Below are 14,863 nucleotides of genomic sequence, written 5' to 3' on the forward strand. Positions count from 1 at the left end.
TCTCTCTTTCTTTTAAACTCTAGTTGTCATGAAGATAAGGGCGATTGTATTTAATTACAATGCCTGAATACTGTTTTCGTCAATTTCGGCGCTAAATAGCTGCTGAAATTGTACTATGTTTTCATCAGATGTGATCACATCTATTGCTTGCTGGTGTCGCCCTGCATCTATTTTTTGCTGAATTAAATAAGGCGAGTCAATCACCCCTTTTGCAAAGTTAATACTCAGCGATACGTTATGCCCGTATATACTTGATAACGCCGCATCGAGCTTTTGCCTAAGCATGGGCGTATCTAAGTGTTTTTGCGATTCATCCACGTCAATATGTAAACTGTCGCCTTGCTTGGTAAAAATCGAGTGTAATGCAAATTGGCGCATTCGCCCACCAAGCCCCATACGCTTAATTAAATAAGCCCACTCATCTTGCTGATGCGCAAATTTAATCTCGCTAATTGGGCTTTGAAAATCATCAGGAACCGGTATAGCGGGCTCTTGCTCTATTACCTCAGGCTTTTTTTGCGGGTTAATTTGCTCAAGCAGCTCAGGCGCTAAGTTTTCAGTAATTGTTTGATGCTTTTCTTTAAAATCAACCTTACGCGCTGGCTGGCTTTGCGTTGCTGGCTCAGCTGGCGTTTGGCTCCCTGTTACTGGGAGCGTTGGCTTTTTTTCGCTATCGCCTTGCGCATGGTCATGCCATGGCGGTGAATCGTTTTGTGACTCACTCGCTTGCGGGCTTGTATTATGTGGCTTTGCTTCGCTGTTAGGCGTAGCTTGGGCAGGTGTTTTTGGTGTTTGCGCTTGCTCAGAGGTATTTACACTCCCCCCTGAAAGCCTGCCAGCACCCGATATATTTCTATCCCGTAAAATTCGCGCAATTGCTGATTGTGCTTGAGCTTCTTGTTCACGCACACTGCTATCTTTAGCATCGGCGTTTTCAGGCGCGGGTTGTGTGTGTTGCGCTATAGGTGCAGGGTTATAACCTTGATCTACCGCACTGCTCATAACATCATCAAATTGTGCAGCTAAGCTTTGCTCCATATTACTGTGTTGCAGATAAGCATCGTCTTCACTTTGGCGCTCAGCAGCATCGTCACTCTTAGCTATGTGCTCACTTTGCTGCACAGGGCTCTGTATATCGTTTTGCAGGCTTTGAGCCGCAGGTGATACGCTATTGCTGTTTTGCTCACTTGGCGAGCGTGTTAGCTGCTCTGTGGGCGGTTGCTCTACTGGTTCATCAATTGTTTGGTTTTGCGCTGTGCTTTGGTTTTGGCTTTTCTCAACCATTACTTGCGGAGCAGGGATTTCGTCTTGCGATGGTGTTTTATTTTTATTTAATATATCACGCAGCGCATCGGCACGGCCTTTACTACTGGTAGGCGCAGGCGTTGCAGCACTCGGTGTGTCACTAGGCTCAGGAAGCGATTGAGCAGACGTTGTACCTGCAGACTCAAATGCTAATAAACGCAGCATTATCATTTCAAAGCCTAAACGAGGCTCTGGCGCCCATTGTAAGTCTTTTTTACCGTTTAACAGTAACTGGTAATAAACCTGAATTTGTTGAGCCTGGGTGTGCTGTGCAACATGACTAACATAATCGGCGTTTTTATCATCCAGTTGCGCTGCTTGCGGGACAAGCTGAGTTAATTGAATAAGGTGAGTTAATGCAATTAAATCATCAAGTAGTGCAATATAGTTAGGATTACGGCTCGCTACTTGGGCTATTTCGTCCATCAGTGCGCCACCATCTTGTGCTAACAAAGCAGCAAGCAAACTTTGGCTGTAATGTGTGTCCATTAAACCAAGCATAGCTTGTACGGCTTGATTGTTTATGTCGCCGTTGGTTTGCGCAATAGCTTGATCTGTTAAGCTCAACGCGTCACGCATACTGCCATCGGCGGCTTTTGCAATAATACTTAGCGCATCTTTATCAAAGTTTAATTCCTCTTGAGTAAGGACATGCTCAAGCTGAGTTTTAATTTCGCTTTGCGAAAGTGCATTTAAGTTAAACTGTAAACAGCGCGATAAAATGGTAACTGGTAACTTTTGCGGATCAGTGGTTGCTAGTAAAAATTTCACATGCTCTGGCGGCTCTTCCAACGTTTTTAATAACGCGTTAAAGCTATGCTTAGAGAGCATGTGTACTTCATCTATTAGGTATACTTTGTAACGTCCACGTGTGGGGGCATATTGAACGTTATCAAGAATTTCACGAGTATCTTCTACTTTGGTGCGAGAAGCGGCATCGATTTCAAGTAAGTCAATGTATCGCCCTGCTTCTATGTCAGTACAACTGCTACATTGCCCACATGGAGATGCCGATATACCCTCATCACAATTTAAGCTTTTAGCAAAAATACGCGCAATGGTCGTTTTACCCACACCACGGGTTCCAGTGAATAAATAAGCGTGATGCAGTCTATTTTGCGTTAGCGCATTAACAAGCGCTTGCTTTACATGAGACTGGCCAACCAATTCATGAAAGGTTTGCGGACGCCATTTTCTCGCTAGAACCTGATAACTCATCAATTACTCGCCTTCAAACTCAACCAGTTTTAAGATTTTAATACCCATTTTTTCTATACGCTGCTCACCACCAAGCTCAGGTAATGAAACAACAAACGCTGCATCAGTGGCTGTGCCGCCTAATTTTGCAACTAGCTTTGCTGTGGCTTCAATTGTGCCACCGGTAGCTAATAAATCGTCAACTAATAATACTTTGTCGCCTGGGACAATAGCATCAACATGAAGCTCTAATGTGTCTTCACCGTATTCAAGTAGGTAATCTTGGCGAATCACTTCGCGTGGTAGCTTGCCTGGCTTACGAACAGGAATAAAAGGGATCCCTAACGCGTAAGATAGCGGTGCACCAAAAATAAAGCCGCGAGATTCTGTACCAATAATTTTTGTAAAGCCTTGGTTTTTATATTCGTTTATAAAAGCATCGATTGTTGCTTTAAAGGCTTCTGGATTTGCCATTAGTGTTGTTACATCACGAAACATAATGCCTGGTTTAGGATAGTCGGCAATGGTTGCGATACTGTTTTTAATAATAGCGGGTGTTACTTGAGTCATAAGTTTAATTGCTCAATAGTTTATATTTCAAAGCAGCTGATTATAACCTTAACTGACGTTAAAATGCGAGTTTGCTGTTATTAATACCAAGGTGGTTTGAAAATTATAAGGGTGGAGGAAGAAAAGAAGCTTAAGGCTGATATAAACAACAGCCTTAATAGAGCAAGGAGCTTTAAGTTAGGCTTGTGATCCAGCCTAAAATCGCATTTAAACAGCCAATACCCACAAAAACTGCTAAAAAAGCAATAAAGTAAGTAGCGTTAAACGGATCTTTAAAGTCTTTATCATCTGACATTGGTATAACCTTTTTTTAAGCACGACAAATAAGGCTGCCATGATAGACGAAGTAAAAACATCTATAAAGACCTTAATGTTGATTTTTTGTCACGATAATACCGCGCTCGCACATTGCATTAAGCGTACTTAACGCACCATGCGCAATTTGTTGTTCGCTAAAATTAGGCGCGTGGACTAAAACCTGCTGGCATACACTCTCAAACTCAATGCCCGCATTGGATTCTATTATTGAAAGTAGCAAGGCGGTCATTGCATTTGTGGCTAAAAACTGTACGTCGTCGTTATCATCTCTGTATACAACAAAGTAATTTGGCTGCTCAGATGGCGTGCTGGGTTTATACTCTGTGCTGATATTTTGAACCGCATATTGGTAGCTTAAATTACGCGCTACACTCGATAAGTAAAGTGCAGAACTGGTTAGTTCAGTGCTTTTTAAGCGTTGCTCATTGGTATCTTCATTAGCCACAGAAACATCAAGCTCTATCCACTCATAATGTGCCAGCTCAAGCATAAATGCATAATCGTACTCTTGCAGGGTATAACCGCTCGACAAGTAATTAATAAACTCCCCTGCTATGTCTAAAAAATAAGGCGACTTACAGTCATGCTCACTAAAAAAAGCCCTTATTAATTTTTGCCATTGCTGCTGTGTATATAAAGTTTTAAGCACCGGAAAACCAGATGTGATAAACCCTGCAATATTATTAAAAAATAAGTCGCGGTAAATCGCCATGCGTCTATCTTCAATATCGTTTGGCTTTGGGTTATGCTCAGGCTCACGTATGTGCGCCATAAACTCATTTTGGCTGTCAATAAAGCTCATATTTCTTCCTTTATGCTAATTGCTGAGTAGGCGATGCGCATAACTGCTTATTTTGTAAATCGTGAATAATATCAAGCTCTTTTGTAAGTGTATTTATACTTGGAATATTAAAATCACGCTCCAATAAGGTAGGAAACACCCCATGCGCTTGGTACGCTTTATCAAGTAAGTCCCATACGGGGTCAATAACATCAGCGCCGTGGGTATCAACAATTAAATCATCGGCTTCATTGTAGTGCCCAGCTACGTGCCCATATGCAATGCGTTTTGAAGGTAGCCCTAGTAAAAACGCTTCGGCGTTGTAACCATGATTAATTGAATTAACATAAATATTATTTACATCAAGCAGTAGTTTACAATCGGCTTGCTCTAAAATCGTGTTTGTAAATTCAAGCTCAGATAACTGCTGGCTAGGCGCCGCATAATAAGAGACATTTTCGATGGCTATTTGGCGCTCTAAAATATCTTGCACTTGTTTGATGCGAGGTACAACGTGTGCAATGGCATCTTCAGTAAAAGGGATTGGCATTAAATCGTACATATGCCCTTTGCCAGAGCAGTAACTTAGGTGCTCACTGAATAGTTTAATGTTGTGCTGATCAAAAAACGTTTTTAGCGATTTAACAAATTCAATATCAAGAGGTTCAGGCGAGCCGATAGAAAGCGATAAACCATGGCAAACAAAATTATTGGCGTCAGTTAAGGTTTTAAATTGTTTTTTAAAGCGCCCTCCCAGCTTAAGCCAGTTTTCAGGCGCTACTTCCATAAAATCGATTTGCTTTGGTGTATGCGCTAGTAGTTCATCAAGCATCTCTCGACGAAGACCTAAGCCCACCATCCCAAATGCTGAGTTTTGTGTTGCTCTCATCATTATCTCCTAAAACAAAAAGGGCCTTTTGGCCCTTTTAGCATAACGTATATCTGAGTAAATCAGGTACTTAAATCAGCCTGTTATTGGCCGCCACATTTGCCTTCGCCGCATTTACCTTCTTTTTTACCTTTTGCGTCGCCGCCACATTTGCCTTCGCCGCATTTACCTTCTTTTTTACCTTTTGCGTCACCGCCACATTTGCCTTCGCCGCATTTACCTTCTTTTTTGCCTTTAGCGTCGCCGCCACATTTGCCTTCGCCGCACTTACCTTCTTTTTTACCTTTTGCGTCGCCGCCACATTTGCCTTCGCCGCACTTACCTTCTTTTTTACCTTTTGCGTCACCGCCACATTTGCCTTCGCCGCACTTACCTTCTTTTTTACCTTTTGCGTCGCCGCCACATTTGCCTTCACCGCACTTACCTTCTGCCGCATCAAGCTGGTATCCGGTTACTAGCTGTTGAAATTCAAATGGGTTTGCTTGTGCATCTGCAGAGGCAAAACTTGCAGAGCCAACAACTACTGCACCTAAGGTTAACGCGATTGAGTTTTTCTTTACTGTATTCATTGTATGACTCTCTTATATAAGTGTGTATTAAGATAACGCAAACTAATTATTGTCAATTATGCGTTGCTTGTATAATTAAATAGACCCGCTATCAAATAAAAACTTTCATTTATTTTCATTTTTTTTACTTTTAAATTTATACAAACAAATATGGGCAGTAATTTAAGTTTTATCAAACCATACTTTGCAGGTACACTACGCACCCGTTTTTTCAATAAAAATACTCTATGAAACTTGTTTTAGCGCCTATGGAAGGTGTTGTTGATTTTAAAATGCGCCAACTTCTTACCAATATTGGTGGCTTTGACCTATGCGTAACAGAATTTGTTAGAGTAATTGATAAATGTTTACCGGCTAAAGTGTTTCATCGCTATTGTCCTGAGCTCAATAATAACGGTTTAACCAAAGCAGGTACTCCTGTGCGCGTACAGTTATTAGGGCAAGTGGCCGACGTATTAGCAGAAAATGCGGTTAGAGCTATCGAATTAGGCTCTCACGGTATAGATCTTAATTTTGGCTGCCCTGCAAAAACGGTAAATAAAAGCCGCGGGGGTGCTGTTCTGCTAAAAGACCCTGACCATATGTATGACATAATCAAAGCGGTAAGGGATGCAGTAGATAGTAAACATCAAGTAAGCGCTAAAATACGCCTGGGCTTTGATGATGATAGCAATAGCCAAGAAATTGTAGATGCCGTTGTAAACGCCGGTGCAGATAGTATTGCAATACATGCCCGTACTAAGCGTGATGGTTATAACCCACCTGCTTATTGGGAAAAAATCCCCCCGCTAATAAAAGGTAAAAACATCGCCGTGGTTGCCAATGGTGAAATTTGGCAAGTAGAAGATGCCCTACTTTGCCAAACCCGAAGCCAGTGTAGCGATTTAATGCTAGGGCGCGGTGCGCTTTCTCACCCTGACTTAGCGAAAAAAATTAAAGCTCATGTCAATAATGAACAATATACAGGCCTAGAGTGGGAACATATAATTTATCATTTGATTCACTCTGCTATTCATCAAGACCCCACACAAGATGAAAAATATTTTGCCTCTCGTACTAAACAATGGCTGGGTTATCTAAAACGCCAATACCCACAAGCTAATGCACTATTTGATGAAATAAGACGTCTTAAAGTAAAAGGTGATGTAGCACAGGTTTTAAAAAAATACGCTAAGTCTCCGCAACTTGATTCAAATCATAGCGTATAACCAGCGCAGCTCAGATAATACCAGTATAACGAAACGCTAAATGAAGGTTATACCAATATGCTTTATCAGCAACAACTGCACAGTGAAATAGCACACGTTAAATCAGTAATATTAGCGATGCTGAGCCAATCTGCACACCCTGCCCATCTTAAGCTACGTGACGTTATATTAACTAGCCAGCATAACGAATGGCTTGACACGGCCACCTACCACTTAGGTCCTGAATATCAAACTTTAGTTAATAGGCTGACAGAATTAGAAGCGGCAATAAGCCAAATTGATATTGGTCAATACGGCTATTGCTGCGATTGTGAAGAAGCAATTTCTGAGCGGTTACTTAAAAAAGACCCTGCAACACAGCGTTGTGAAATGTGCGCTAAGCGCACATAAGCGTTTAAAGTGTTAATAGTTGCTCGGCAAAACTAAAAGCCTGGCCTGGGTAAAGCACACTATCTTCAACTAAATACTGCGCATCGCGCTGTGAAATAGCTAATCGTTTTACTAAGTTCACTTTTGCCTGAGATAAAGTCCATGCATGGTAGTGTATACCTACATCAGTTTCCATTAGCGCAAGCATTAGCCTTTTATCTTCTGGGCTCAGCTGGCTGTTTTTAGCCATAGCTGGCAACAGCATGTAATCAGTTTGCCAATCAATCCCTTTTACTTTTGGCGCCTTGCTTAAATATTGGCTAATAAACGAAGTACTATGATGCTCGTTATAGCTCAAATTAGGTGCAGTGTGCGAGTTCATTTGAAGATGCTGATTGATAGTATCAACCCATTGCAAAGGCGACTTAACTGCCCCACTGAAGTAATTTAGTTTACTTTGATACCATTCACTGCCATTAGCAAGACCACGTAAGCCAATGCTTCCCCTTGGTTTGTACTGGGCCAAGTAATCATTAAACTCTGCAATCTGGGCTTTTAAATCGTTTGCGCTAGATTGTTTTAATTGTGACGTTTGTAAGTAACCCTGCAGGAGGTTTAATTCAACCTTGTTTAATCTCAAATTGCTTTGCAGCGCACTATCTAATTGATCTTGAGTGAACTTAAGCCACTCAATTACCTCGTTAGCCTTAGTACTTTGAATTTGCGCTGATAATAAGTTCTCTAACACATTCACCTGTGCAGGCCAGCTGAAAAAGCGCTCAGGAAAACGCTCAGCAATAATTAAGTAATTTAGCTGCTGTGTTTGCGCGTTTGAAAGAGTCATTGTTTGTAGGCGCTGATACATCTGATGACGAAGCGATAAATACGCTGAGGAAAAAGGCAATACTTGTTCAGTGGATACACTTGCAGTGCCCGCAGGCTTTAGCGCCGTGTTTAAATTTTTAATACTCTGCTGCGCAGCATCATAAGATTCAAAAGGCAGTGGTTGTTTTGAACAAGCAACCAAAAACAGACTAAATAGGACAGACAAAAGATGCGTTTTATTCATTATAAATTCCAATAAAAAAAGCCCCAAAGGGGCTTTTTATATAATTGCTAAAACAAATTAAAGTTAAATTTTAACACCGTTGCGAGCGGCTTTATCTTTAATAAATGTAGACCAACCTTTAGCAAACTTACGTGTGCGTGGGTCGTCCATTGCTTTAGTAATAGCAGCATAAGCTTGCTTGTATTTAGCTTGGTAGTAGTACGCTTCAGCTAAATCTGAATAAATGGTGCCTTTTTTGTCAGAGCCAAGCTCTAACGCTTTGTTCAAACGAACAACAGCAGCACTAAAGTTCTCAGATTGTAAAAGTAACGATCCTGCTTTGCGGTAAAGCTCTGCATCGTCGTCAAATTTAGCAGCTTCTTCGTAGTACTTAGCAGCTTTTTCGATGTCTTTAGAACGGTGGTAGTTACTAGCAATTGCATTAACATTTTGCTTAGTACGCTTAACTTTGTCTTCTTTAATCGCATTTTCAAGGGTTTTAGCCGCTTTAAATGGAATTTCGTTTAAAGAATAAAAGTTAGAAAGTACTTTGTAATCTACTTCCGCTTCAAAATAGCCATTTTTGAATGCTACTTCCATGGTCGCTAGACCTTTAGAGTAGTCTTCGGTTTGTAGGTAGTATTTACCTAAACTAACCCAGGCTTTTTTGTCATCTGGCCAAACTCGTACAATCTCTTCACCAATTTTCACCATGTTGGCGTAATCTTTAAGTTCAAAGTAAGAACCTAATTTTAATTGGTAAGGGGCCTTGTTAGGCTCCTTTTGTAAAGAGATTGCCTTGTCGGCAGGTTTAAAAACATCACGAAACTGACCTAACTGATAGTTAGCTTGCGCAATACGAGTATAAACTTTAGGGTCTTCTTCGCCGGTGAAGTCCATCCAAGCTGTATAAGCTTTTTTGGCTTCTTGGAACTTTTCAGTACCTGCGTATAAATCACCTAATAGCTTTAAAGTTTGCTCGTGATCTGCGAAGTTTAAAATATCAGGGGCAACAGCTTGTCTAGAGTATTTAATCGCTTCATCGTACTTCTCTTTTTGCGCGTACATGCTACCTAAGTAACGATTTACAGTCGCTTTATCGAAGTCGTTAGATGCGTCAATCTCTTTTAACAAGGCAATTGCTTCATCAATTTTGTCTTCATTGTACAAGTCAAACGCTTTAATTACCTTTTTACCAGTACGCTCGCCCATGATTTTAGTCTTGGCTTTTTTACGCTCTTCAATTTTAGCGTAATCCGGCGCTGCTAATACAGGTGCAGTTATAGCTGCACCTGACACAGACATAAGAATTGCAAGAGCAGTTACTTTAGATAAATTTCTCATTACTCGCCTCCTTAGCCTTGGTTAAGTTTAAAGTCTAGTTGAACTTGTAAACCAACTTGTTTCTGTGGTTTACCGTCAATAATTTTAGGACGGTATTTCCACTTGCGTAATGCACGTTTAGCTTCACGGTCAAAGATACGTTTTGGTTCTGCGTCAATAACTTGAACGTCAGTCACGCCACCTAACTCATCAATTGTGAACGAAAGTTGTACCCAACCTTCTTTACCATCACGCGCTGCTTGCGTTGGATATTTTGGTTCAATACGAACGATAGGTGTCGCATCACCATCTCGTCCAAATGCACCTGGACCACTTAGTCCACCAGCAGAACTTCCTACATCAATGCTACCCATGTTAAATGACATAGCACCAGGGTTAGGATTGTTATTCTCCGGCTGTGGCGGCTGCGGTTTAGGCGGCTGCTTTGGCGGTGGCGGAGGCGGAGGCGGAACACGCTTCCTCTCCTGCACCTTAGATTCAGGCGGATTCGTCATTATTTCGACTATGATCTGCTCTTTTTGTTCAGTATTACGGTCAGCCCCACCAGAGATGAGGTAAGCCATGAAGTAGAACAAGCCGAAAGTAACTGCCCCACCTGCAATCAGTGAAAACAGAAAACGAATCATTACTGATCTCCAGCTATTGAAATTCTCAGGTTGTCACCTGTCGCTTTGATCTGGTCCATAACTTTAACCACTACGCCGTGCTTTGCTTCTTTATCAGCTTGCAAAATCACAACATCAGTAGGTTGTTCTGCTAATAAACTTTCGATTTTTGCTGAAACACGTTCAACATCAACTTGCTGTTTATCAATCCAGATAGCACCATCACTGCGAATAGCAACAAAAATGTTAGCATTTTTTTGCTTCGTAGCTTGGGCCGCTTTAGGTTTATTGACCTCGATACCAGCCTCTTTAACGAACGATGTAGTTACGATAAAGAAAATAAGCATGATAAATACGATGTCAAGCATTGGCGTCATATCTACCGCTGCTTCTTCTTCTTCACGAAAACGTTGTTTACGTGCCATATTTAATTCTCTCTCTAGTGATGAGGCATGCTATCTACAAGTTTGGCTTTCACCATTCTCGCTCTTGCCTCAAGGCGTGAGCTAAAGAAAACTCCAGATAGTGCCGCAACCATTCCAGCCATTGTTGGGATTGTTGCCATTGAAATACCTGATGCCATTAAACGTGCATTACCAGTACCTTGGGTTGCCATGGTTTCGAAAACCGCGATCATACCCGTTACAGTTCCAAGTAAGCCTATTAAAGGACAAACAGCTACTAATGTTTTAATCAACAACATACGCTGATCTAATTTTTCAGACGCTTCAGAAATCCATGCTTCACGGATTCTGTGTGCGTACCAAGACGTAGTGTCTTGGCGGGCATCCCACTTTGCTACAATATCCTTCGTTAAACGAGGAAATTCAGCAAGTAGGAACCAATAGCGCTCAATCATTAAAACCCACATAAGAAAGAGTGCTATCGCGACCACGTATAATACCTGGCCGCCTGTGCCAACAAAATCCCTGATAGATTCCCATATCTCCATCAGGACTAGCATTAGGCTTTCTCCTTCTCCGCATGAGTAGCAACGATACCTGCGCTTTGCTCATCAAGGATATGTAATACTGACTTACTACGACCTGCAACAATTGAATGAAGTAGGATAAGTGGTAGTGCAGCAATTAGACCTAGCGCTGTAGTTACAAGAGCTAGAGAGATGTTACCAGCCATGATCTTCGGATCGCCCGTACCGAACAATGTGATTGTTTGGAACGTTAAGATCATACCGATTACTGTACCTAGTAGACCAAGTAACGGTGCGATTGCAGCAAGAATCTTGATGATGTTGATGCCAGCTTCAACACGTGGCGTTTCACGTAAGATAGCTTCATCAAGTTTAAGCTCAAGGTTTTCAACGTCTTGGCTCTTGTTGTCATGGTACACTTTAAGAATACGACCCAGTGGGTTGTTTGTATTCGGTGTAGACAAGTTTTTAAGCTGAGACTTGATCTTAGAAGTAGTAAGCGCTAAGTCAACGAAACGTACTAAGAAGATTAGTAGACCAACAGCTAATAAAACTGTGATGATGTAACCAACTTCAGCACCTTGCTCGTAGTATTCCATAAGCGTTTTCTTCTGCGTGTTGATACGTAAGATTGCACCACGAGTCGGGTCAATGTATACGCCAGCGTAATTGTCAGAAGAAGTACCTTCAAGAGCAGAGATACCATCTAAAATGTAGCTATCAGGTTGTTTACCTAAAGGCTGAATAGATTTTGTCTCTGGCGAGTAGATTAAGTAACCTTCGTCAGTAACTAAGTTAAAGTTACCAATACGTGTTACTTGCTTAACTGTAGAGTTACCGTCAAGACCTGACACTTCAGTTTCAAAAGTAGAAACTTTTGCTGACTCAGTCATTTCTGTTTGAAGTGCAATCCAAAGTTCTTCAAGTTCACGAACTGTTGGAAGTTCTTTAGCTGCTGCTAATGAACGAAGTACTTCTGCACGGCCTGGCTTTTCAGCACTTACTAGTGAAGCTTCGATAGAACCGATAGCGTCTTGCGCTGCACGACGTACAACACCAAACATTTCACCAAGAGTACCTTGTGCGTTTTGAAGCGCTTGCTCTTTTTCAGCTAATGTATTTTCGTTTTGTGCATATTGCTTAGCTAAGCTGTCACCGCGTGCTTTTTCAGACGCTAATTGGCTTTTTGCTTTGTTAAGTAATGCTTGCTTGTCAGCACGTTCTGATAAGAACTCTTGCTCACGTTGCTTATTGATTTTACCTTCAGAGATACGTTCTTGCTTTACTTGCTCAAGAATTTTATCTAAAGCATCAGTATTTGCATGTGCATTAAGCGCGGTACCTGCAGAAACAGATAGTACTGCTGCAACAGCAAAACCTTTAAATAGTTTCTTCATTATTCGATTACTCCGCGCCAAAGATTGGTAGTTTAACAAGTTCTAGTGTCGCTTGCTTACGCGCCATACGAATCACTTCTTTAACTGGTTTTAGGTATTCTTCACCTAATTCTTTCCACTCTTTAGTGTTGTTGTCCCACACCCAAGCGTGTTTTAAGTCAAAAGATTGTGCTACGTAAGTGATACGACCTAAACGACCGATATCAACGTTAATGTTTTTACCATCAACTTCTAAAGTACCTTGAGAAGCAGTTACAGCCGAGCTGTAAGCAGTTTCAACTGTGTATGCTTCAAGAACTTGGCGGAATTTCTCAGACGTCGTTACAGACGCAGAAGCCATGATTTCACGAAGTCTTTCTACACGAGCAAGACGAGAATCAAGATTGAACGGAACGTCCGCTTTGATGAATTGCTCAAGCGTATCGATCATGCGATACATCAAAGGCACAACGTTTTGTTTAGTGTTGTCGATAGTAGCGATTTGACGGTCAAACGATTCGATTGACGCATTTTGGTCAGCGACCAAACGTGCTACGTGATCGTTGTACACTTTCATAAGTTCAGTCTCATCAACAATACTACGGTACTCAGCGATTAGCTCTTGAGTTTGACCGTATACGTTGTCAATTTTAGTTTGAGACTTAACAGCAGCCTTTTGAATTTGCTGACCTGCTTTTTGCACGTCATTCAAAGGATCTGCAATCACATTGCTGCTTGCAAATGCAAAAGCGCCAACCAACGCAGATGCTACAAGACTCTTTCTGATTTTAACAGACATAGTTCCCAACCAATTAAGTAATGTTACTTTTATAATTTAATTATCAACCTTATTAAGGATGACAACCCTGATATCTTTTAATAGATATCAACCCTCCAATAATGCTAAATGCAATACGCCCTGTCAACTTGATGTTAGCTATTCTAAGTAAATAAATACCTTGAAAAAGCTAAAACTAAAGTATTACAAAAAATACTGTTAACATAAATGCAACCAGCATTAAGCCGTTTTAGCATTATATAGCCCCTTTAAAATTAAACACTAGTTAAAAATTAGACACTTACATGAAACAAAAATGCAACATCTAAACAAAACTGAATTGCACCTTAAAAAAAAACAAAAATAATAAAAATGTGACAATTTGATGAACTAGATTTGGTTAAATTAGGCTAAAAACACATCTTAACTTACAAATCCTGCGCTTCATCGTATAAAAATACAACAATTCGAAAGTGGTTTTGAGATGATGTATAAATATTACTGCATTTAAGTTAATGGCTTTAACTTTGCTAAGCCCAAGTTAAGCCTTATTAAAGCCAGTAAAACACTCAGTTAATTACACGGTTTTTTAATACACACTATGCGTGTGGTAAATGTATTGTTTAAGCTTGGTGAAAGTATGCAGATGATGAGCTGTTAGTGTATTGAAGCGGCGTTGCTATTAAATAGGGTTTTTAACTATTTAAATGGCAAATATGTTAAACGTGTTTGAAGCTATAGCGAGAAGTAAATTTTAACGTTTGACTGTATTAGGGAGTGAACAAACAATATTAGAGAGTATAAAAACAATGAGGAAGATTTTGAGGAATTATGGTGAAACAGAAAACTGCTTCACCAAGATGAACTAAGGTTCACATAATTAAAATTATGCTACTTCTACGTTCTCAGCTTCAGGGCCTTTTTGACCTTGTTTGATGCTGAAAGTCACTGCTTGACCTTCGCTAAGAGTGCGAAAACCAGAACCAGTGATTGCGCTGAAATGTACAAACACGTCAGGACCATTTTCTTGTTCAATGAAACCAAAGCCTTTAGCTTCGTTGAAAAATTTTACTTTACCAGTAACCGACATACTAAATTTTCCTGTAAGTCAATAATTAAAATTCAGCCATATTATTATGGCTATATCCTCCCTGAGTCAGTGCCCAAAATTCTGGAGGTATAGTACAGGAACAAGTTTTAACCTAACCGGTAACCTTAAACGCAGCACAATATCCGTAAATTCAATACGCAAAAACTCAAAGCAAGTTAAGGTTAACACATTAATTTTTTTTTGGCTCTATTAATTAAGATTTATTTACTCAGAACAAAAATAAATAAAGCATTATATGTAAGTGGTTATTTTTAAAGCTAAAATTGAACAAAAAACGGCAGCTTTGTTGCTCGTAATTGTAACAAATCATGTATAGCAGCTTAGCTTTACAAATAAAGCCCCTCGTAAAGAGCGTTAAAAACTCGCGTAAAGATTGAATTTCAAGCAAATAAAAAGCCGTACAGCAAGCTATACGGCTTTAATACAATGCTAATTTAATGCACTTTAATTACTTAACCTGCCAG

The 14,863-nt window shown here is 40.4% G+C and carries 16 protein-coding genes; 2 read left to right on the forward strand and 14 right to left on the reverse strand.

The window, feature by feature from the left end:
* Positions 1-54: 54 nt before the first annotated feature.
* From dnaX to L650_RS0121455, 6 genes are all read right to left on the reverse strand, one after another.
* Complete coding sequence (gene dnaX / locus L650_RS0121430) at positions 55-2,523, reverse strand: DNA polymerase III subunit gamma/tau (RefSeq protein WP_029774353.1); 2,469 nt, start codon at positions 2,521-2,523, stop codon at positions 55-57.
* Between the two features lie 3 nt (positions 2,524-2,526).
* The gene (gene apt, locus L650_RS0121435; RefSeq protein ID WP_004588124.1) at positions 2,527-3,072 is read right to left on the reverse strand and encodes an adenine phosphoribosyltransferase; all 546 of its coding nucleotides are present in this window, start codon (positions 3,070-3,072) and stop codon (positions 2,527-2,529) included.
* Between the two features lie 172 nt (positions 3,073-3,244).
* Positions 3,245-3,367, reverse strand: a complete 123-nt coding sequence (locus L650_RS24730; RefSeq protein ID WP_004588125.1) for a hypothetical protein — start codon at positions 3,365-3,367, stop codon at positions 3,245-3,247.
* A 72-nt stretch (positions 3,368-3,439) separates the two neighbouring features.
* Positions 3,440-4,192: a DUF2063 domain-containing protein gene (locus tag L650_RS0121445; protein WP_029774354.1), complete on the reverse strand. Its 753-nt coding sequence runs from the start codon at positions 4,190-4,192 to the stop codon at positions 3,440-3,442.
* 10 nt (positions 4,193-4,202) lie between these two features.
* A complete protein-coding gene (locus L650_RS0121450; RefSeq protein WP_128081079.1) occupies positions 4,203-5,030 on the reverse strand; it encodes a DUF692 domain-containing protein in 828 nt (275 codons plus the stop codon).
* 113 nt (positions 5,031-5,143) lie between these two features.
* Positions 5,144-5,629, reverse strand: a complete 486-nt coding sequence (locus tag L650_RS0121455) for a hypothetical protein (RefSeq protein ID WP_024033363.1) — start codon at positions 5,627-5,629, stop codon at positions 5,144-5,146.
* A gap of 227 nt (positions 5,630-5,856) precedes the next feature.
* Here L650_RS0121455 and L650_RS0121460 point away from each other — a divergent pair, with 227 nt between their 5' ends.
* Positions 5,857-6,837, forward strand: coding sequence for a tRNA-dihydrouridine synthase (locus L650_RS0121460; RefSeq protein ID WP_029774356.1), 981 nt, complete (start codon positions 5,857-5,859; stop codon positions 6,835-6,837).
* 57 nt (positions 6,838-6,894) lie between these two features.
* Positions 6,895-7,227 carry a TraR/DksA C4-type zinc finger protein gene (locus tag L650_RS0121465; RefSeq protein ID WP_004588130.1) on the forward strand — a complete coding sequence of 111 codons (333 nt, stop codon included), beginning with the start codon at positions 6,895-6,897 and terminating at the stop codon, positions 7,225-7,227.
* Between the two features lie 4 nt (positions 7,228-7,231).
* Here L650_RS0121465 and L650_RS0121470 read toward each other — a convergent pair whose 3' ends face one another.
* The 8 genes from L650_RS0121470 to L650_RS0121505 form a co-directional block, all read right to left on the reverse strand.
* Complete coding sequence (locus L650_RS0121470; RefSeq protein ID WP_029774357.1) at positions 7,232-8,275, reverse strand: hypothetical protein; 1,044 nt, start codon at positions 8,273-8,275, stop codon at positions 7,232-7,234.
* Positions 8,276-8,338: 63 nt separating this feature from the next.
* A complete protein-coding gene (locus L650_RS0121475) occupies positions 8,339-9,598 on the reverse strand; it encodes a tetratricopeptide repeat protein (RefSeq protein WP_004588132.1) in 1,260 nt (419 codons plus the stop codon).
* 11 nt (positions 9,599-9,609) lie between these two features.
* Positions 9,610-10,224, reverse strand: a complete 615-nt coding sequence (locus tag L650_RS0121480; RefSeq protein WP_004588133.1) for an energy transducer TonB — start codon at positions 10,222-10,224, stop codon at positions 9,610-9,612.
* Positions 10,224-10,628: an ExbD/TolR family protein gene (locus L650_RS0121485; RefSeq protein WP_004588134.1), complete on the reverse strand. Its 405-nt coding sequence runs from the start codon at positions 10,626-10,628 to the stop codon at positions 10,224-10,226. The genes L650_RS0121480 and L650_RS0121485 overlap by 1 nt, the downstream gene beginning before the upstream one ends.
* Positions 10,629-10,642: 14 nt before the next feature.
* Positions 10,643-11,167: a MotA/TolQ/ExbB proton channel family protein gene (locus tag L650_RS0121490; protein WP_004588135.1), complete on the reverse strand. Its 525-nt coding sequence runs from the start codon at positions 11,165-11,167 to the stop codon at positions 10,643-10,645.
* Positions 11,167-12,531, reverse strand: coding sequence for a MotA/TolQ/ExbB proton channel family protein (locus L650_RS0121495; protein ID WP_004588136.1), 1,365 nt, complete (start codon positions 12,529-12,531; stop codon positions 11,167-11,169). The genes L650_RS0121490 and L650_RS0121495 overlap by 1 nt, the downstream gene beginning before the upstream one ends.
* Before the next feature lie 7 nt (positions 12,532-12,538).
* Positions 12,539-13,309 carry a DUF3450 domain-containing protein gene (locus L650_RS0121500; protein WP_004588137.1) on the reverse strand — a complete coding sequence of 257 codons (771 nt, stop codon included), beginning with the start codon at positions 13,307-13,309 and terminating at the stop codon, positions 12,539-12,541.
* 865 nt (positions 13,310-14,174) lie between these two features.
* Positions 14,175-14,378 carry a cold-shock protein gene (locus L650_RS0121505; protein WP_004588138.1) on the reverse strand — a complete coding sequence of 68 codons (204 nt, stop codon included), beginning with the start codon at positions 14,376-14,378 and terminating at the stop codon, positions 14,175-14,177.
* Between the last annotated feature and the right edge of the window lie 485 nt (positions 14,379-14,863).

The organism is Pseudoalteromonas sp. TB51 (assembly GCF_000498055.1).
Taxonomy (GTDB): Bacteria; Pseudomonadota; Gammaproteobacteria; order Enterobacterales; family Alteromonadaceae; genus Pseudoalteromonas; species Pseudoalteromonas atlantica.